Consider the following 19650-nt stretch of genomic DNA (forward strand, 5'->3'; position numbering starts at 1 on the left):
ACGCAACCCTCTCCTTGTTCCCCTGAAGACGCGGACCAGGGGGATCCGTGCCGAGAACGCGGTGCCGCGGTTTCGGAAAGTGCTGACGAGAGGGCATGTGCCGTGTGGTACGAGAGCGTTCGTGCGGGACTGGGCAGAGCCGTACCGGCCGTCGGTGCCGTCCTGGTGATGGTGGCCCACACCGGGTCCGCCACCGCCGCCCCTGAGCGGAGTGGGAACGTCCAGAGGGCGGTGGAGGAGTTGGCCAGGATTCCCGGGGTCGTGGCAGTGGTGGGCGGGGCCTACGCCGACGGGAGGCCCCTCGGTCTCGGCAGTGCGGGCTCCCGGCTGCTGGGCGGCGAGGGCGGGAGAGCGCCGGCGAATGCCCGCTTCCGGATCTGGTCGCAGACCAAGCAGATGGTGGCCACTGTGGTGCTGAAGTTGGTCGAGGAGGGCACGTTGGGAGTGGATGACACCCTCGGTGACCTGCTGCCGGAGGTGGTCGAGAAGGACCTGGTGACGCGCGCCGACGAGATCACGGTACGACAGCTGCTCCGGCACACCTCCGGAATTCCCGACTGGTACGCCGCGAAGCCGCTCCCGGACGGGAGCGAGGGAGACCCCGCGTTCGACGTGTTCGACTTCACGACCCCCTACCGGCCGCTGGATCTGGTGCGGTGGAGCCGCGATCGGCCCCGCACCGGGGAGCCGGGCGAGAAGTGGGCCTACTCCAACACCAACCACACCCTCCTGGGCATGATCGTCGAGAGGGTGACCGGCCATGACCTGGCCACCGAACTGCGCACGCGTCTCTTCGAGCCGCTCGGGATGACCCGGAGCTACCTGATGGCCGGGCCGCCGGACGGGGTCGAGGGGCCGCACAATCACGGCTACTACCCCGACGGCGACGGCAGGCCGCGCGACGTGGACCGCTTCAACGCAGGTCTCGCCGGGGCGGGTGCCGGAGGAGTGGTGTCCACCGCTCACGACGTCAGCGCCTTCCACCGCGCGTTCACTCGGGGAAGACTGCTGCCGCCGGAACTCCAGCGGATCCTGACCGACCGGCCGCCCGCCCCCGCACGCCCCCGAAGCAGCGGCGGCGGTTGTGGCGAGGATTTCTCCGTCGCCGGCGGGTTGGCCCCCGGCTCCGTGGCCATGACCCTCTACTCGCCGGACGGGCGTCGTCAGCTCGCGTTGTCGTTCACCCTGAGCGTCAAGCCCAACGCGGTGAACCTCGACGTGGGCCGGGCCGTGGAGAGCATCTTCTGCCCGGCCTCCTGACGGAACGCGTCCCGCTGTGAGGTACGCGGTCCCGGGGCGGGTTCGGGGACCCGTCGGCACGGGTTCGATCGGGTGTTTGAGATGCTCCGGGTCATGTCGCAAAAGATCCTGCACACCGAACGGCTCCGGCTGGTTCCGTTGTCCGCCGAGCACCTTGAGCATCAGCTCGCACTCGACTCCGACCCCGAGGTGATGCGTCATCTCGGCGGTGCCCGAAGCCCTGAGCAGGTGCAGGCGGCGCTCCGTGGAAACCTCGCCGACGCGGAGCGCGTGCCCGGCCTGGGGTACTGGGCGGGTTTCGTCCAGGAGGACTTCGCCGGGTACTGGCTGCTGCGGCCGCCGGGTTCCGCCGACGAGGAACCGACGCCGGGGCACGCCGAACTCGGCTGCAAAATATTGCGCCGCCACTGGCGGCAGGGTCTCGGCAGCGAGGGGTCCCGGGAGTTGCTGCGACACGGTTTCGAGGACCTCGGGCTGACCCGGATCTCCGCCATGGCGGCGGCGGCCAACACCGCGTCGCAGGCGACGCTGACCGCCCTCGGGCTGCGTTACGTACGGGAATTCGAGGCGAACGCCGAGTGGTTCCCGCCGGGTGCCGACCTGTGCACCGCCGAGTTCGAGATCAAGCAGGGTGACTGGCGGGCCCTCCAGGGGGTGTGAGTGGCGCGCGCCGGGCTGCCGCGCGCACGGCTGCGGCCACTGTGGCCGTGTGCGGCGCGCGGACGATCCCGTAGTGCGTGGTGTCGAGCACCCCGGACTCCTCGACGGGTGACAACTCGCCCTTCCAGAGGGCGAGTTGCTCGCTCGGGGAGCCGAGGTCCGGAAAGCCCGGAACGGGGTCGGCCGCCAGCCAGAGGTACGACGGTGTGCGCGTCAGCCGGGGCAGTTCGTGCTGCGCCATGGCCTTGAGGTTGGCGCGGCAGCAGCGGCCGAGCCGTTCGGCGTAGGCCTGGGCGGCACGGTTCAGGTGGCCGTGCCCGTCGGTCGGCTCTCGCGCTCCGGGTTCCGTCGCGGTCGCGCCGAGGCGCAGTTCCTGGGCGAAGACCGCCTCGATGCCCTTCTCGTCGTACGCGAGGAAGCGCGGCGGCGCGTTCGGCGGGGGCGGGTCCAGCAGGTGCAGCCCCTCGACGGGGCGTCCGGCCGCCTCGGACTCGGCGGCCATCGCGTGGGCCACCCACGCGCCGAAGGACCAGCCGGCCAGTTGCCAGCGCCACGGGCCGTGCGGGAACCGCCGCTGCAGGGCGGCACGGTAGTCGCGGGCCCGTTGCGCGAGGGAGCGGGCGGGCCGCAGGGCGTCGTCGCGCAGGGCCGGGTCGGCGATCAGACAGACGGTCAGGTCGCGGTCGAGGGCCGACACCAGTGCGCGGTAGGCATGGATGTCGCCGCCGACGGGGTGGACGAGGCAGACCAGGTCGTGTCCTGTTCCGTTCTGCCACACCTCCAGGGTGACGTCCTGCTGCGGCTCGGGGGTGGGGTCGGGGCGTGGTGGGGCCAGGTGGGCGAGGACCTCCGTGAGGCTGACGCGGTGGCTGAGGGCGGACAGTTCGACGGTCGTGCCGAAGTGGTTCTCGATCTTCGTGACGAGGTCGATCATCGTCAGGGAGTCGGCACCGTAGTCGTACAGGCTGACGTCCGGGTCGAGTTCTTCCTCCGCGAGTCCGAGCCACTGGCACAGCCAGCCCAAGAGGCGGGCGGCAGGGTCCGGGTCGGTGGAGGCGCGGGGAGCGGCAGAAGCGTCGGGGGCGCAGGGCGTGGCGGGCAGGTCACGTGCCGCGTAGAAGGCGGGTGCCCGGTCGATGTCGGTGGTGGAAACCATGAGGTGCGGCAGTTGCAGGCGCAGGGCCCGGCCGAACACCCGGCGTCCCTCCGCAGCCGTCATGCCGACCGCGAGGTGGGCCCGGTGTCGGGCGTCGGTGTGCGCGGCGTCGGCCGCCATCCCGCCCTCGCTCCAGATGTCCCAGTCGAGGGCGATGCGCGCGGTGCTCTCCCGCGCTCCGCCACGGTGGCGGGCGAAGCCGTCGAGCAGCCCGTTGGCCGCGGCGTAGTCGAACTGGCCGACTCCCCCGAACAGCGCGGACATCGACGAGCAGTACACCGCGAAGGCGGGCCGGTGCCGGGCGATCACCTGCTCGACCACGAGCGCCCCACGCAGCTTCGCCTCTGTCGTACGCGCCATGGCCGCGGCGTCGCGCCCGGTCAGGAGCGCGCCGCCGGGCGATCCCACCGCGTGCACGATCCCGTCGATGCGCGACACGCGCTCTTCGAGCAGGGCGAGGACCGTCTCCGGGGCTACGGCGGCCAGATCGGCCTCGACCAGTTCCACCCGGTCCGCCAGGGGGGCGAGGACGGAGGGGAGTTGCCCGTGTCGGGAGACCAGGACCACCCGGCAGTGCGCCTCGGTGAGCAGGTGCGCGGCGAGCGCCCGGCCGATGCCCCCGGTGCCGCCCAGCACGACGTACGTCGCCGGGCGCGGAGGTGCGTCCTGTGCGCCGGACGCGGGCGGCAGGAGGGGCGTCGCCGCCGGTTCGGGGAGGGTGACCGGAAGGAGGGCCTGGTGCCACCAGTAGCCCTGCCGGAGGGCGAGGCGGCGGGGCAGGGCGGTGTCCTGTGCGCCGGACAGGAGGCCCAGCAGGGCCGGAATCCACGGGCTCAGCTCGCCGTCGGGGAGATCCAGCCAGCGGCCGTCGCCGACGCCTTCCTGCGCCGGTACCTGCGCCGCGCCTGCGAGCAGCCCCGACTCGGGCCGCTCCACGGGTCCTTCGACGGGCTGGGCCCCGTACGACAGCCACCACGGCCGCAGCCGTACGGGGCGGGGCAGCTCGGCGGCGGCCCGCAGCAGCGCCGCCGGGGTGTCCAGGCAGGCCCACCGGGCCCGGGCGAGCGCGGCGGCGCCGAGCGGTCCCGGTTCAGAGGCGGCGAGTGGCAGGGCGTGCAGCCAGTCGACCTCCGCCGGGCCGGTGCCGGGCGGCACGACGGCCTCGAGGAGGGCGCGCAGCGAGTCCGGGTCGGCAGGAGCCACCTCGAAGCGGTCGGTGGCGACCGCTTCGAACGCGTCGGCGGCGACCGCCAGGACGACCCGGTCGTAGAGGGCCTCGAAGGGGCGCAGCGTGTCGCGGGCCGGCGGTTCGCCGGCCATGACCACCAGCAGGGGCCGCCGGGCCGCCGGGCCGGGTGCGTCGCCGGCACGGCTCAGCCGCACCCAGTGGGGCTGGTGGAGCCACTGGTCCTCGGGCAGACGTGCGGGCCAGTGGGCCTGCGGGTCCGCGGCCTCCGCGTCCTGCCGGGCCCGCTCGAAGTCGTACTCCGCCAGGGCGAACGCGGGCGGCGGGAAGTCCCAGGGCGCCGCGGCCGGACCTTCGGGCCAGCGGACCCCGTGCCCGTCCGACCAGGCCCGGACCAGGTCGTCGGGTGTGTGCTCCGGTGCGTACAGGTGGTCCGGGGAGGCGGAGTCGGTGGAAGGCTGTCCATCTGTGGTTCGGGCATGGCCTGGCACCTGCGTCGGGCGGACGCCGCCGTCGGCGACCGTACGCAGCCAGGCGACCGCGTCGGCGGCGTCCGCGCACACCGCCGCCAGCCGTAGCCGCCGCGCCGGTCGTCCGGCCTGCAGGTGGCGCAGGATGCGTGCGTACGAGGCGGGACGGGCCGCGAGGTGGCCGGCGATCCGTGCCGCGTCCTCGCGCAGGGCCTGCTCGCTGTTGGCCGAGAGCACCAGGCAGGAGGGGACCTCCGGCGGGGGGACATGCGCGGCGTCGGTGTGCGGCGGGCCCGCCTCCAGGATCACGTGCGCGTTGGTGCCGCCGATGCCGAAACTGCTCACCGCCGCCACCCTCGGCCGCCCCGTCGGCCACCGCACGGCCTCGGCTGGGATGCGGAAGGGCGCCGCGTCGGCGCCGATCTGCGGGTTGAGGCGGCGGAAGTCGACCTGCGGCGGGATCACCGCGTGGTGGACCGCCAGGACGGCCCTGACCAGCCCGACCACGCCCGCGGCCGCGCCCAGGTGGCCAATCTGGCTCTTGACGGAGGCGAGTGCGCAGCGGTCCTCGCCCGACAGGCCGAGGGCCTGGCGGAGCGCGCCGACCTCGACGGGATCGCCCATCGGGGTCCCCGTGCCGTGCGCCTCCACGTATCCGAGGTCGGCCGCGGTGCGCCCGCTGCGGTGTAGTGCCGCCCGGATCACTTCGCGCTGGCCGGGCAGGGAAGGGGCGCTGTAACTCAGCTTCTGCGCACCGTCGTTGTTGACGGCGGAGCCGCCGAGCACCGCGTAGACGGTGTCGCCGTCGCGCCGTGCGTCGCTGAGCCGCTTGAGCACGACCACGCCCACTCCGCTCGCGCCGATGGTGCCGGTGGCGTCGTCGCTGAAGCCCCGGCAGTGCCCGTCCTCGGAGAAGATGTGCTGCGTGCGCCGCGGGTAGCCGTCGGTGAGCAGTGTGTCGACGAGCACTCCGCCCGCCATCATCACCTCGGCGTCGCCCTGCCGCAGCAGCCCGGCCGCCATGTGCACGGCCACCAGGGAACTGGAGCACGCCGCCTGCACGGTGAAGGCCGGACCGGTCAGATCGAGGTGGTAGGCGACCTTCGTGGTGAGGAAGTCCTTCTCGTGGTGGAGCGCCAACTGGAAGCCGTCGGGCAGCAGTTCGGGGTCGGCTTCGCGGAGCATGGTCTGGAAGTAGGTGTTCTCGCCGCAGCCCGCGACGAGGCCCACCCTCGGGCCTGGCACGGCCCCCGGGTCGCTGCGGTCCGTCCCGCTGATCCCCGCGTGCGCCAGTGCCTGGACGCAGCTCATCAGGAGGTGGCGCTGCTGCGGGTCCATCAGCCGCGCCTCCTGCCGGCTGATGCCGAAGTGCTCCGGGTCGAAGGACAGGAGTTCCGACATCTGGCTGCGTGCTCCGACGATTCCCTCGGGGGCATCGAAGTGCTCGATGCCGCGGGACCCGCTGCGTATCAGCTCCCAGAAGGCGGCGAGGTCGTCGGCGCCGGGAACGCGCACCGCCATGCCGACGACGGCGACGGGTTCGGACGCGTCGGCGGCCGTGGCCCCCGTGTCCGGGGACGGCCCCGTGTCGGGGGACGGCCCCGTGTCGGGGGACGGCCTGCTGTCGAGGAAGGCGGCGAGCCGCCCGATGCTGACGTGCTCGAAGAGGTCCGGGACGGAGAACCGCAGATCCGGTTCGGCCGTGCAGCGCAGGTGGAAACGCATCAGTCCCAGACTGGTCGCCCCCGCGTCGAAGAAGCGCTCGTCGCGCCCGATCGGCAGGCCGAGCACCTCTTCGAACAGTCCGGTGAGCCGGGCCTCGCGCGTCGACAGCACGACGGGTGCCGCCGCCGGGGCGGCGGCAAGGGGGCTCAAGTCCTGCGCGGGTGCACGCAGGGCTGCCCGCCGGTCCAGCTTCCCGCTCGGGGTCAGGGGCAGGTGTGCCGACACACGGAAGCGGTCGACGCGTACGTACGAGGGCAGGAGCGGCGCCAGGTGCCGGTTGAGGTCCGCGTGGGAGAAGGGCACGGCCCCCTCCCGTGTCTGGAGGCACGCGACGAGCCGCGTCCCCTGCTGCGGTCCGCCGTCCTGCAGTGCGCCCTCCTGCTGTCCGCTCGCCCAGGGTGCGCCGTCGTCGCACACCACCACCGCGTTGACGACGTCCGGATGCTGGAGCAGGGCGGATTCGATCTGGCCCAGTTCCAGGCGGAAGCCGCTTCGCTTGATCTGCTGGTCGTCGCGGCCCAGGCAGTGCAGCAGCCCGTCCGGGTCAAAGCGGGCCAAGTCGCCGCTGCGGTAGAAGGTGCCCGCGCCGGGCACGTCGACGAAGCGTTCCTCGTTCAGAGTGCTGTCGCCCGCGTAGCAGCGGGTGACCATGGTGCCGCCGATCAGCAGGTGCCCGGGGCGTCCGGGCGGCAGCCGCCGGCCGGTGTCGTCCACCACGCGCAGCCAGGCCCCCGCCACCGGCCGGCCGACGGAGGGGCGTGCCGGCCAGTGCGCCGGGTCGCCCTCCAGGCACAGGGCACTGACCACATGGGTCTCGGTCGGCCCGTAGTGGTTGAAGAGCCGGGCTTCCGGAAGTCCCGCGAACCAGCTCTTGATCGCGTCCGTGCACAGCAACTGCTCGCCTGCGGTGACCACTTCACGCAGCCGCGACGGATAGCGGCCCAGCCGCACGCCGTGCTCGGCGAGCAGTTGCAGCGCCACGTACGGCAGGAACAGTCGCTGTGCTCCCGCCGATTCCAGTTGATCGAGCAGGGCCGGTGCGTCCTGCCGCCACTGCGGACGCACCAGATGCAGCCGGCCGCCGCCGCACAGCGTGCTGAAGATCTCCTGGAAGGAGACGTCGAAGGACAGCATCGAGAACTGTTGCGTGACGGCGGCCGCGGCCAGGCCGCCGCTCTCCCGCTGCCAGTGGATGAGGTTGCACACGGTGCTGTCGGGCACCTGCACACCCTTGGGTGTTCCTGTCGATCCCGAAGTGAAGAGCATGTACAGCGGACGCGGCGGAGCGAGCGTCGTGGGCGCGGTCTCCTGGAGGGCGTCCTGCGGCCCCTGTCCGTGCGGTGCCAGGACCACCGGGCGTCGGGGCAGCGACGGGGGTGCGATGCCTGCCAGTGGGTCGCCTCCCGCGTCCGGCGGCACCAGCACGCACAGCGGTGCAGCGGTTTCCAGGATCTGTCGCAGCAGTGCGGGCGGGTAGGACGGGTCGAGCGGTACGGCGGTCAGGTGGAGCCGGGCCAGGGCGAGCAGCCCCACCACGTGTTCGACGGAGGGCGCGAGGTGCAGCGCCACGCACCGGGGCGCGCCGTCGTCCGGCACGGCGAAGGGGTGGGCGTCGGCGAGCTCGGCCGCCAACCGGGCTGCCTGCCGGTCGAGTTCGGCGTAGGTGAACGTCCGGTCGCCCTCGGGGGTCACGAGCGCGATCGCCCGAGGGGTACGGGCCACCTGCTGGGCGAAGCCCTCGGCGACGGTGGTGAAGGCCGCCGGAACGGGTGCCGCGCGTCCCGGGTCGGGCAGCCTGTCCCGATACGGGGCGATGAGGGCTGCGAGGGTGGGGACGGGGCTGTCGGGGCGGGGCACCCGGGTGAGGAGGTCCAGGCCCCGGCGGAAGAGGTCGGCGACCGCGGCGACCTCGGAGGCCTCGAAGTGGTCGGCGTCGTACTCCCACAGGCAGTCGAGCCCGGTGCGGCCGGGGTCCGGTTCCCCGCCGGGTGTGAGCACCGAGAGGGTCAGGGGGCACTTCGCGGCGGCCGGTTCCACCCAGCGCGGGCGGATGCGGCAGCCGGGCAGCGTCAGCGCCCCGAAGTCGGTGTTCTCCAGGACGAACAGGAAGTCGAACGGGGTCCGGCGCTCCGACCCGCCCTGGGCGGGAGCGGGCAGGTCGGCCAGCGCGTCGGCCAGCGCCACCTCCTGGTGGTCGAGCACGGCCTGCGCCTGTGCGGCGAGGCGCATCACCTGGGTGCGCAGCGATTCGTCCGCCGTCACCTCCACGGGCAGCAGCATGGTGTTGGCGAACATGCCGACCCCGTCGCCGAACTCCTCCACCGGCCTGCCCGCCACCGGGCCGGCCATGCGCATGCGGGTGCGGCCGGTGACGCCGAACAGGCTCCAGGCGTACACGCTCAGCAGGACCTGGAACCGGGTGAGGCCGAGTTCGCCGCAGAGGCGGTCGAGGGCGGCTCGCCGTCCGGCGTCGAGCGAGGTGTGCAGAAGGCGGCCCGTGGTCCGCCCGTGGTCCTGCCTGGTGCGTACGGGTTCCAGCGGCCCGTTGAAGGTCGACTCGTCGGCGTCGGCCTCGAACTCCGCGTACACGGCGCACAGTTCCTGGCGCAGGTGGGCATACGCGTCGCTGGCGTGCCATTGCTGCTGCCACCCGGCGAAGTCGAGCGGCGTGCGCGTCGCGGAACCGGCGTCCCTCGTGTCCGCGTCCCCCGTGTCCGCGGCCGGGGCCGCGCCGCTCAGGGCTTCGGCGTACAGCCGTGAGAAGTCCGTGAAGAGGATGTTCAACGACCAGCCGTCCACCGCAATGTGATGGAGCGTCAGGGACAGCGTCCCCCCGTCGCTCCGGGTGTCCGGCGTCCAGCACGCACGCAGCAGGCGGGCGTGTGACAGGTCGAACGGCTCGGTGAGGATCGCGGCAGGGTCCTCCTGCTCCCACCAGGGGTCGTACGACTCCCCCATCTCTTGGCGCAGCCCGTCCCGGGTGGCCACGAAGGACGTGCGCAGTGCCGGATGCCGGGCCACGAGGGCGCGCAGCGCCTGCCGCAGTGCCGACAGGTCCGGTGTGCCATCCACCTGGAAGGCGAGCGGCACCTGATAGGCGAGGGAGCGGGGGTCCTGCTGCTGGAGGAGCCAGAGGCGCTCCTGCTCGGCGGTGGCGGGCGCGGACCGCGCCCCGGCGGCAGCGGCGGGGACGGGGTAGGGGCTCGGGCCGCCCACGCCTGTCCCGCCGTCGATCACGGCGGCCAGTCGGGCCAGATCCGTACGCAGGACGAGCTCTTGGGGCAGCTCCACCCCCCAGCGTCGCCGCACCTCGAAGCGCAGCCGCAACGCCTTCAGGGAGTCGCCGCCCACGGCGGTCCACCTGTCGGACAGGCGCAGGTCGTCGACGCCGATGACGGCGGCGGCGATCCGCAGCAACTCGTTCTGTTCGGAGCTCAGTTCACCCTCCGCCTCGGCCCGGTCCTCGTGACCGGCCCGCCAGGGCGCGCCGCCGTCACGCAGCAACGCGGCCCGGTCGACCTTGCCGTTGGCGTTGAGCGGCAGTGCGTCCACCAGGTGCACCCGGTGCGGGCGCATGTAGGTGGGCAGGCCGGCCGCCAGGTGCCGGGTGAAGTCGTCGTACGACAGCGGGGCGCCCAGTACGACGTACGCGAGGAGTTCGTTGACGCCGTGGGTGTCCCGGGCGGTGCACACGTACGCCTGGCGGACGGCGGGGTGCGCGGTGACGCACCGCTCCAGTTCGCCCGGCTCGATGCGGAAGCCGCGCACCTTGACCTGCCGGTCGGCCCGTTCGACGTACGTGTAGCGGCCTTCCGCGTCCCGGCGGACCAGGTCGCCGGTGCGGTAGTGGCGCTGCGCTCCGCCGTCGTACCAGGGCAGGGTGACGAAGCGGCGTGCAGTCTCCTTCGGGAGGTTGCGGTAACCGGCCGCCAACGCGGGCCCCGCCAGGTGGAGTTCGGCGATCTCGCCGGGCTCCGCCAGGCGGCTGCCGTCCACCACCGCCAGGGCGTGCGTGCCCGGGAGCGGGCGGCCGATGGGGATGAGGTCGGTGTCGACGTCGCGCGGGATCGGGTGACTCAGGGCGAACGTGGTCGCCTCGGTCGGACCGTAGACGTTGTGCAGTTGGGTGGTGCTGGTGCTGTTGTGCGCGTACCAGCGGCGGATCAGGTCCGCGTTGAGCTGTTCGCCGCCGACAAGCACTTGGACGATGCCGGAGAAGCAGTGCGGGACCTTGTCGACCACGGCGTTGAACAGCGCGACGGTGAGGAACAGGACGTCGATGCGCAGCCGTGCGAGCGCGGCCGCCAGGGCCTCGGGGGTCTGGGCGGTCTCGTCGCGGAGGATCACGCAACTGCCGCCGGTGAGCAGGGGGACCCACACCTCGAAGCTGAGCGCGTCGAACGCCGGGTTGGACAGGCACGCGTACCGCGCGCCCTCGGCCACCGGGAGGTGGCCGGGGTCGGCGAGGCGCAGGATGCCGGCGTCGCGCACCTCCACGCCCTTGGGGCGACCGGTGCTGCCGGAGGTGTAGAAGAGGAAGGAGACCGGGGCGGCGACGGTGTCGTGCCATCCCGTGGCGCGGGCACGCGCGAGCAGCTCGCTGGCGGTCAAGGAGGTTGTGCCCGGCGGCAGTTCGCCTTCGGCGGGGGGATTCCCGTCGGCGTGCACGACAACCTCGCTGGAGGCGTCGGCGAGGATGTGCCGTCGCCGCTCCGGCGGGCTCTGCGCGTCCAGCGGAACGACCACGGCTCCGGCGCGCAGCACGCCGAGCATGACGCAGACCAGTTGCCAGGAGCGCGGCAGGCACACGGCGACGGTCTGGCCCGGGCGGACGCCGTGCGCGTGCAGCGCGTGGGCCACGGAGCCGCTGAGTGCGTCGAGTTCCGCGTACGTGAGACGGCGTGCGCCGTCGAGGACGGCGGGCACGGAGGGGTGGCGGCGGGCGACGTCCAGGACGGACGCGGCCAGGCCGGGCGCGCCGGGCTCCGTGGGGAGGGGTGCGGGGGTGCTTGCGGCGCGCGGGAGTGTCGTGTCGCTCATGCCTGCGCCGCCGTTCCGGTCTGTGCGCGCGGGGTTTCTCCTGGGTCCGCGCCCGGCCTCGCGAGTTCCGCTTCGATCGTGGCCGCGACGTGCGGCAGCTCGGCCGACTCCAGCATGTCCCAGTGGCCGCAGCCGACCCTCTGGACGGTGTACGGGCCCTGAGTGCGGCGTTGCCAGAACGCGCGGACCGCGTCCAGTTCCTCCGGGGTCGCGCCTTCGGTCGCCTGGATCAGGACCGTGCGCGCCGTCGTCACGGAGGCAGTGTGGTCGACGGTGGTGGCCCGGTTGTGGTTGTAGAGGTGGAAGTACTGTTCGATCTGCGCGTCGTCGATGCCCGGGTACATGCCGTTGAACCGGATCAGCTTGGACCGGAACTCCGCCAGGTCGACCGGTTCGGCGGCTTCCCGCGCGGCCGGGTCGTCGCTGCCGGGCGTGTCCAGCAGCACCACGCTCAGCCGGGTGCGCCCCGCCTCGGCCAGCAGCCGCCCCATCTCGTGGGCGACCAGTCCGCCGTAGGAGAGACCGGTCAGGACGAGAGGGCCGTCGTCGGCGGGCAGCAGGGGTTCGATCAGTTTCAGGTACGCCGTGGCCATGGCGTTCACCGTGGGCAGGAAGTCCTCGCCCGGGTTGACGCCGGGCGACTGGATGCCGTGGACGCCGAGGGTGTCGGGCAGCGCCTTGGCGAGGGACAGGTAGCAGAAGGCCGTGCCGCCCGCCGGGTGCACGCAGACGACCTGCCCGTGCCCGGGGTCGCCCGGGCGGAAGGTGAGCAGGTTGCCCGGCGGCGGGCCGTCGGACGCGCGGCGCAGCAGGCCGCCGAGTTCCTCGATGGTCGGGTGCAGCAGGAGGTCGCGGACCGGCAGTGCGCGGCCGAACTCCTCCCGTATCGCGTGCGCCAGCTTGATGGCGGAGATCGAGGTGCCGCCGATGTCGAAGAAACTGTCGCGGATGCCTATGTCGGGGTGCAGCAGCAGTCGCCGCCAGATCTGATACAGCGTCAGTTCAATGTGGTCGCGCGGGCTTTCCTGGTTCACCTGGGAGGGCCGGGCGGCGCGGGCGGCCTCCAGCACGGCGGTGCGGTCCAGCTTGCCGTTGGGGGTCTGCGGCAGGCCGGGTAGTTCGACGAAGAAGGCGGGAATCATGTGCCGGGGCAGTCGGCGCGCGAGCGCGGCACGCCACTGGTCGGGGGTGCGGGGGGCGGCGGTCTCGTCGTGGCTCGCACACTCCTCCGGCCGGGTCCGCTCCTCGTAGCCGTCCTCGTGCCGGTCCCCGCCGCCCGCTGCGTCCGCCTGCCGCGTGACCATCGCCGCCACCAGATACGGTTCGCCGCTCGCGTCGAGATCCGTGAGGACCGCGGCCCGCGTCACGCCCGGTTCGTCGAGCAGCGCGGCCTCGATCTCGCCGAGTTCGACCCGGAAGCCGCGCAGCTTGATCTGGTGGTCGCCCCGTCCGACGTACATCAGGTTGCCCTCCGGCAGCCACCGGGCCAGGTCGCCGCTGCGGTACATGCGCTCACCGGGCACGAAGGGGTCCGGTACGAAGCGCTCGGCGGTCAGTGCGGGGCTGTTGAGATAGCCGCGGGCCAGTCCCGCACCCGCGATGTACAGCTCGCCCGTCACTCCGACGGCCACCGGCTCGCGACGCTCGTCCAGAACGTAGGTGCGCATGTTGGCGACGGGGCGTCCGATCGGGGCCTGGCGGGCGAGCGGTCGCGGGTCGAGGTAGGAGGTGCAGTACAGGGCGGTCTCGGTCGGCCCGTACCCGTTGAGTATGCGCAGCCCCGGGAGCGCCTGTTCCATGCGGTGCAGGCTGTCCTCGGGAAGTGGCTGGAGTCCGGTGCGGATGCACCGCAGGTCCGGTGTGCGGAGCCTCTCCCGCGGCGACTCGGAGGTCCACTTAACGAAGGCGGGCGGCAGCAGCACGTCCACGATCCGGTGCTCGGCCAGCCAGCCCATCAGCTCGCCGGGATCGTCGCGCACGTCCTGCGGTACGAGGTGGAGTTCACCGCCGGTGGTCAGGGGCAGCAGGAACTCCTGGACCGAGGCGTCGAACGCGTAGGAGGGCCACATCGCGGAGGGCTCCCCGGGCGTCGTGCCGAACTCGGCCGCCCAGTGGTCGAGGAGGTTCAGGATGCCCCGGTGGGTGGCGGCGACCCCCTTGGGCCTGCCGGTCGAGCCGGAGGTGTAGATGACGTAGGCGAGTTCCTCCGGGCGCGCGGCGGGGACCAGGGGAGCGCGCACGGTGACTCCCGCGACCTCTGCCGACAGCTGGGACAGCGGGAGCCAGCCGTCCGGGGGCGCGGGCGCGTCGGTCAGCACCACCACCGCGCCGGAGTCCTCGACCATCCCGGCGAGCCGCTCGGCGGGCAGTGCGGGGTCCAGGGGCACGTACGCGCCGCCGGCCTTCAGCACGCCGAGTATTCCCACCACCATGTCCACGGAGAGCCGAGTGTGGAGTCCGACGACCTTTTCGGCGGCCACGCCCCGCGCGCGCAGGGCGTGCGCCAGCCGGTCGGCCCGTCGGTCGAGGGTCGCGTAGTCGAGCCGTTCGTTCCGGTGCACCACCGCGGTCTGCTCAGGCCGTGCCCGCACCTGCGTCTCGAAGCGCTCCACCAGGCCGCGTCCGTCGGTCGCCAGGAACGTGTCGTTGAACTCCACCAGCACCTGCCGCCGCTCCGCCTCGTCCAGCAGCGAAAGCGCGTCGGCCGGGCGCTCGGGGAAATCGGCGAACTGCGTCAGCAGTTGGCGCAGGTGGCGTACGTGGAGTTCGGCGGTCGCGGCGTCGAAGAGCCCGGTCGCGAATTCCAGCGTGCCCTCGATGCGGCCGTCTCTCTGGCGCAGGGACAGCTTCAGGTCGAAAGCGGCCGTGTCGGCCGGGCCTTGACGCTGCGTCACACGCAGGCCGGGCATCGGCCGGTCGGCACCTCCCCCGACCCCCTCCCATGCGTACAGCACCTGGAACAGCGGGGTACGGGCCAGGCTCCGGGGCGGCCCGACGAGGTCGACGACCTGCTCGAACGGCAACTCGGCGTGCTCCTCGGCGGCCCGGACCACGTCACGCACCCGCTGCGCCAGGGCGGCGGCGGTGGGCTGCCCTGCCAGGTCCACCCGCAGGGCGAGCAGGTTGGCGAAGGGGCCGATCAGCCCCTCCCGCTCGGCACGCTCAGCGCCGGTACGTCCACGGGCGGGGGCGGGCGCGCCGACGACCACGTCCTCCTGCCCGGCGTGCTTGCCCAGGACCAGTGCCCAGCACGCGAGGACGACGTGGGAGACGGCACAGCCGTGGATACGGGCGAACTCGGCTATTTTTGCAGTGAGTTGCTGCTCCAGCCGGACCGGGACCCGCCCGCCCCGGTGGTCCTGCTCGGCCGGCCGGGGGCGGTCGGTGGGGAGTTCCAGCACCTCGGGCACCTCGGTCAGCGCTTCCCGCCAGTAGGCCTGCTGGAGCTTCGCGTCCTCGGACTCCAGCCACTTCCGCTGCCGCTCGGCGTGGTCGGCGTAGCCCATGGGCAGTTCCGGCAGGCCGTGCGACGGTGCGGTCCCGCCGCCGAACACCTCGTACAGCGCGCTCAGATCGCGCCAAAGAATCCGCATCGACTTCTGGTCGGCGGCTATGTGATGGAGCGTCAGCACCAGTACGTGGCGTCGCGTCCCGAGCACGACGAGACAGCCGCGGACCGGCAGGTCCGCCGCCAGGTCGAACGGCTGCTGCGCCACCTCGCTCTCGGCCTCGCGCAGTTGACCGGCGACATCGATGTCACGGAGCGTCGACAGGTCCCGTACGGACAGCGGAAAACCCGTTCCGGGCGGAGCCACCCGGCGGTGCGGAGCGCCCTCCACGGCGACGAAGCGGGTGCGGAGGACCTCATGCCGGTCGATCAGGGCGTCCAGCGCCCGCGACAGCGCGACCCGGTCCAGGTCCCCCGTCAGCTCCAGCACCAGGGAGTGCTGTTGCGCGTGTCCGTCTCTTCGCAACTGGTTGACGAGCCACAGCCGCTGCTGTGCCGGGGAGAGGACGTCGGAGCGGGGCTGCTGGTACACGTTCAAGGCCAACTCTTCCACTGTGCGGGAGCTGCCGTCGGCCGGACGAACGCGAAGCCAAGACCGCACCGTCGGCCGGTCCGGCCTTGCACCGGATGATTGATCAACACTTCGCGGCATGTCAAGAGAACCCATGGCGGCAGCGGCCGTGAGCAGGAAGATCCGAAGCGGCCGGGGTGGCACGAGCGGCCCGCCTGCGGCCTTCGGTCGCGACTGCGGGTCCGGCCGCTCGGCCCCCTCCCCAGGACGCCGCCCCTCTACCTCTTGCTCCGGCGCGACCAACCGCCCTTCGCCGCCGCCTCCTTCGCGTAGAGGGCGAAGCGCTTCGGGGGGCGGCCGGTGACGCGGTGGACGGTGTCCGTGGGGTGGGAGTCGCCGAGGGCGACGAGGGCGGCGTAGGCGTCGATCTCGCGTTCCACGTCCTTGGCGGGGCGGCCCTCGGACCGGCCGACGGCCCGGTAGGAGTCCTGGTCGCCGCGGAAGGCGACGGAGAGGTCGGCGGCACTGCCGATCAACGCCAGCGCATCCGCGAAGGAGAGCGCCTCGGGCCCGGTCACCTCGTAGGTGCGGCCGGCGTGGCCGTCCTCGGTGAGGGCGGCCGCGGCCACCGCCGCGATGTCGTCCGCGTCGACGAACGTCTGGCGGCACTCGCCCAGCGGCAGCGCCAGCGTTCCGTCGAGGACGGCCTCCCGGAAGACGCCCTCGTCGAAGTTCTGGTTGAACCAGTCGGCCCGTACGACCGTCCAGTCCACCCCGCAGGCACGGACCAGCTCTTCGGCGGCGATCAGCCGGTCGTCGCCCATCTCCTCGACGGCCCGGCTGGACAGCAGGACCAATCGGCGTACGCCGGACGCGACCGCGCGGCGGACGAAGTCCGGGGGCAGAGGCAGTTCATGAGGGAGCATCAGATACAGCCGGTCGGCGCCGGTGAGTGCGGGTTCCCAGGTGGTGTCGTCGTGCCAGTCGAAGGTGACGGCACAGTTGCGGGAGGCGGCACGGACCGGGTGGTGCGCGTCGCGCAGCAGGGCGGCGACCCGGCGGCCGGTGCTGCCGCGGGCGCCGAGGACGAGGACCGGGGCGTGCGGGGTGGCGGGGTGTACGTCGTTCATGCCAGGTGCAACGAGACAACCTCCGCCGAGGCACCGGAGCGCGTCACCGGGCCTGGTCGGACTCCATGGCCGCGGCCACCTTCTCGCAGAGTTCCGCGAACAGGGCGCTCTCCCCCTCGGTGAGCACCGAGGCGGCGAGCCGCCCGACATCGTGGTGGCCGCGGGCGATCCGGGCGAGGAACCGGTGCCCCTCGGGGGTGAGGGAGGTGCTCAGTTCGCGCCGGTCCTCCCCGACGGTCATCTGCTGCACCAGTTTCAGGTCCTTCAGTACGCGCAAGGTCTTGGACGTGGTCTGCCGGGAGACCTCCAGTACGTCGCTCAGTTCGGAGGGGCGCATGGAGCCGCGCGCCCGCAGGAGTTCGAGGACGTCGTACTGGTGCCAGTTGACACCTTCGGGGTTGACGCGGGACCGGCGCGCGACGAGCAGGCACTGAAGGTGGGTCAGGGCTGCTTGCAGAACGGTCGGTTCGGGGCGGTGGGCGGGGGTCGAGCCGTCTCGTGGAGTCATGAACGCTTCCCGTACGAGGGGTGACCGGTGGGAGAAGGTGCCAAGGTATCAAGGGTCGTGCGCCGGGTCGTCGCGGCCGTCGGAGATGTTTTCCCTGTGGATACCATCTGGGGTGCGTGAGCGCGCGAAGCCGGGGTACCGGACTGCGAGAGCCGGGCACGGACGCGTACCGGCCGACCCGCAACGGCCGGGCAGACAGCCCAGATCGGACGACAACGGGACGGGGCAGCGTGGCACGCCCCATTCCGCCGGTCGGTCTGCACGGCTTTCCCCACCATGAAAAGCGCTCAACCTGCGGATCAGCACAGGCGTTTGACATCGATACGGAATCGTGATTGATTGATTTCCGTAAGGAAATCACATTCCGTTTAATTCTCCGCTGCAATTGCGCCACCCCGAATCAGTTCCCCGCGAAATGCGCCCTGTGCGCTCGGGGAACCCGAACGGGAGCCCTTCCTCCGGCCCCACCCAGAGGAGATCAGCGATCATGAAAAAAAATCCTGGCACCAGCCCTTCCTTATCGGCATTACCCGCCTCGTCGGCCTTATCCGCCCCGTCCGGCTCGCCGGCGTCGGCCCCGCCGCTCGTCCTGACCACCCTCTTCGCACGTACGGTCCGCGAACACGGCGAGTCCGTCGCGGTGGCGGACGGCACGGAGCGGATCACGTACGACAGCCTCAACCGGCGTGCCAACCGGATGGCCCGGCACCTCGGGGACCTCGGCGTCACCAGAGGCGACCGCGTCGGAGTGCACATGCGCCGCTCCCCCGACCTCTACGCGGTCCTCCTCGCCGTCCTCAAGGCCGGCGGCTGTGTCGTACCGCTCGACCCCTCCTATCCCACGGAGTACCTCGCCCGCCTCCTCCAGGAGGCCCGCCCGTCGCCGGTGATCTGCGACGACCCGGACGAACTGCCCGCCGACGCCCGCCGCGGCGCACTCGCCAGGGACGACCTGGTGCGGAGCAGCGAAGGCCTCGCCGACGACGACCCGGACCCCGGCACCGGCCCCGAGGACACCGCGTTCCTCATGTACACCTCCGGTTCCACCGGCAGGCCCAAGGGCGTACGGATCGCGCACCGCGGTCTGGCACGGCTGGGACCGCACAGCGGTGCCCTCGACATCACCTCCCGGGACGGCCTGACCCAGTCGGCCGCCTTCTCCTTCGCCGCCTCGACCATCGAGATCTGGCTCGCGTTCCTGCACGGCGCCACCCTGCTGCCGATGCCCCCCGGACTGCCCTCGCTGCCGGTGTTGCGGGAGGCCGTCGAGCAACGCGGCGCGACCGTGCTCAGCCTCCCCTGCGGCCTGTTCAACGCCCTGGTCGACCAGGAACCGCAGTGCCTGCGCCCGGTGCGGATCGTGCTGCTCAGCGGCGACTTCCCCTCCCCCGACCACCTGCGCCGGGCCCTGGCGCACACCGACGCGGTCATCTACAACGGCTACGGCTGCACCGAGAACTCCTCCATCACCGCCCTGCATCCGCTGTCCTCGCCCGAGGACGTCGACGGCGGGGGCCTCGTCCCGATCGGACAGCCCCTGCCGGCGGTCACGCTGGAGGTCTACGACCCGGAGCTGCGCCCCTGCGACACCGACGAGGTGGGCGAACTCTGCGTGGGGGGCGCCGGTGTGGCCCTCGGCTACGCCGACCAGCCGGAGCTGACCGCCGAGAAGTTCGTCCCGGACCCGGGCGGGGAGGGGCTCCTCTACCGCACCGGTGACCTCGCACGGCGGAACAAGGACGGCGACATCGTGCTGGTCGGGCGGTCCGACAGCATGGTGAAGGTCCGCGGGTTCCGGGTGGAGACCAGCGCCGTGACGCTGGCGGTGCGCGCCCTCGACGGAATCGCGGACGCCGCGGTGAAGGCCTTCGAGGACGACGAGACCCGCGAGAAGCAGCTCGTCGCCTTCTACACCACCCCCGACGGGCGCCCGGCCGAGGCCGGGGACCTGGTCCGGCGGCTCTCCGCGGACCTGCCGTCCCACATGATCCCCTCCGCGTTCCGGCACCTGGAGAAAATGCCGACGAATGTGAACGGGAAGGTGGACCGCACCGCGCTCACCCTGGAACCCCAAAAGAACTCCCATAAGAGCTCCCGAAAGAAATCCCGCAAGAACCAGGAATTTCAGAAGAACCGCAACGAGAAATCAGAGAAAGGCGGAAAGACCATGCAGAATCCCCTCGAAGCCGTCGTCCTCCAGTCCTGGATCGAGATATCCGGGATGGACGAGTTCTCGACCACCGACTCGTTCCTGGGACACGGCGGGAATTCCCTCCACTTCGTGCAGCTGGCCTCCCGTCTCCAGAAGATATTCGGGATCGAGATCACCACCGAGTCGGTCTTCCGGCACGGCACGGTCGAGCAGTTGGCGCGCTTCATCGAGACGTCCCGCGACCAGGCCGCCACCGCCTCCTCACAGGCGCACGGCTGACGGAGTACCCGACAGCCGCCGGCCTGCCGCGCCGGTGGCCCGAACGTCCGCGGAGGGCGAAAGAC

Annotated in this window: 7 protein-coding genes; 3 read left to right on the forward strand and 4 right to left on the reverse strand. The window is 72.2% G+C overall.

The genetic code is table 11. The annotated features are described in order from the left end of the window. Positions 1-102 precede the first annotated feature (102 nt). Together IE269_RS30525 and IE269_RS30530 are read left to right on the forward strand one after the other, a co-directional pair. Complete coding sequence (locus IE269_RS30525; RefSeq protein WP_189826456.1) at positions 103-1260, forward strand: serine hydrolase domain-containing protein; 1158 nt, start codon at positions 103-105, stop codon at positions 1258-1260. A 93-nt stretch (positions 1261-1353) separates the two neighbouring features. Beyond that, on the forward strand, positions 1354-1920 hold the full coding sequence (locus IE269_RS30530; protein WP_189826457.1) for a GNAT family N-acetyltransferase: 567 nt from the start codon (positions 1354-1356) through the stop codon (positions 1918-1920). Here IE269_RS30530 and IE269_RS30535 read toward each other — a convergent pair. From IE269_RS30535 to IE269_RS30550, 4 genes are all read right to left on the reverse strand, one after another. Further along, positions 1883-11497 carry a non-ribosomal peptide synthetase gene (locus IE269_RS30535; protein ID WP_189826458.1) on the reverse strand — a complete coding sequence of 3205 codons (9615 nt, stop codon included), beginning with the start codon at positions 11495-11497 and terminating at the stop codon, positions 1883-1885. The genes IE269_RS30530 and IE269_RS30535 overlap by 38 nt on opposite strands. After that, positions 11494-15657 (reverse strand): non-ribosomal peptide synthetase, encoded by a 4164-nt coding sequence (locus IE269_RS30540; RefSeq protein WP_189826459.1) that lies wholly within the window; start codon positions 15655-15657, stop codon positions 11494-11496. Before IE269_RS30540 ends, IE269_RS30535 begins: the two co-directional genes overlap by 4 nt. 137 nt (positions 15658-15794) lie before the next feature. Next, positions 15795-16646, reverse strand: coding sequence for an SDR family oxidoreductase (locus IE269_RS30545; protein ID WP_189826460.1), 852 nt, complete (start codon positions 16644-16646; stop codon positions 15795-15797). Between the two features lie 43 nt (positions 16647-16689). Continuing rightward, the gene (locus IE269_RS30550; protein ID WP_189826461.1) at positions 16690-17154 is read right to left on the reverse strand and encodes a MarR family winged helix-turn-helix transcriptional regulator; all 465 of its coding nucleotides are present in this window, start codon (positions 17152-17154) and stop codon (positions 16690-16692) included. A gap of 487 nt (positions 17155-17641) precedes the next feature. Here IE269_RS30550 and IE269_RS30555 point away from each other — a divergent pair, with 487 nt between their 5' ends. Next, on the forward strand, positions 17642-19585 hold the full coding sequence (locus IE269_RS30555) for a non-ribosomal peptide synthetase (RefSeq protein WP_189826462.1): 1944 nt from the start codon (positions 17642-17644) through the stop codon (positions 19583-19585). Positions 19586-19650 lie beyond the last annotated feature (65 nt).

Origin of the sequence: Streptomyces spiroverticillatus (assembly GCA_014650415.1) — a bacterium.
Lineage (GTDB): Bacteria > Actinomycetota > Actinomycetes > Streptomycetales > Streptomycetaceae > Streptomyces > Streptomyces spiroverticillatus.

What these genes read in the sequence shown, in the direction of transcription:
- IE269_RS30530 (WP_189826457.1), top strand. Translation starts at nt 1,354, where the DNA reads ATGTCGCAAAAGATCCTGCACACCGAACGGCTCCGGCTGGTTCCGTTG.
- IE269_RS30535 (WP_189826458.1), bottom strand. Translation starts at nt 11,497, where the DNA reads ATGAGCGACACGACACTCCCGCGCGCCGCAAGCACCCCCGCACCCCTC.
- IE269_RS30540 (WP_189826459.1), bottom strand. Translation starts at nt 15,657, where the DNA reads ATGCCGCGAAGTGTTGATCAATCATCCGGTGCAAGGCCGGACCGGCCG.
- IE269_RS30545 (WP_189826460.1), bottom strand. Translation starts at nt 16,646, where the DNA reads ATGAACGACGTACACCCCGCCACCCCGCACGCCCCGGTCCTCGTCCTC.
- IE269_RS30550 (WP_189826461.1), bottom strand. Translation starts at nt 17,154, where the DNA reads ATGACTCCACGAGACGGCTCGACCCCCGCCCACCGCCCCGAACCGACC.
- IE269_RS30555 (WP_189826462.1), top strand. Translation starts at nt 17,642, where the DNA reads ATGAAAAAAAATCCTGGCACCAGCCCTTCCTTATCGGCATTACCCGCC.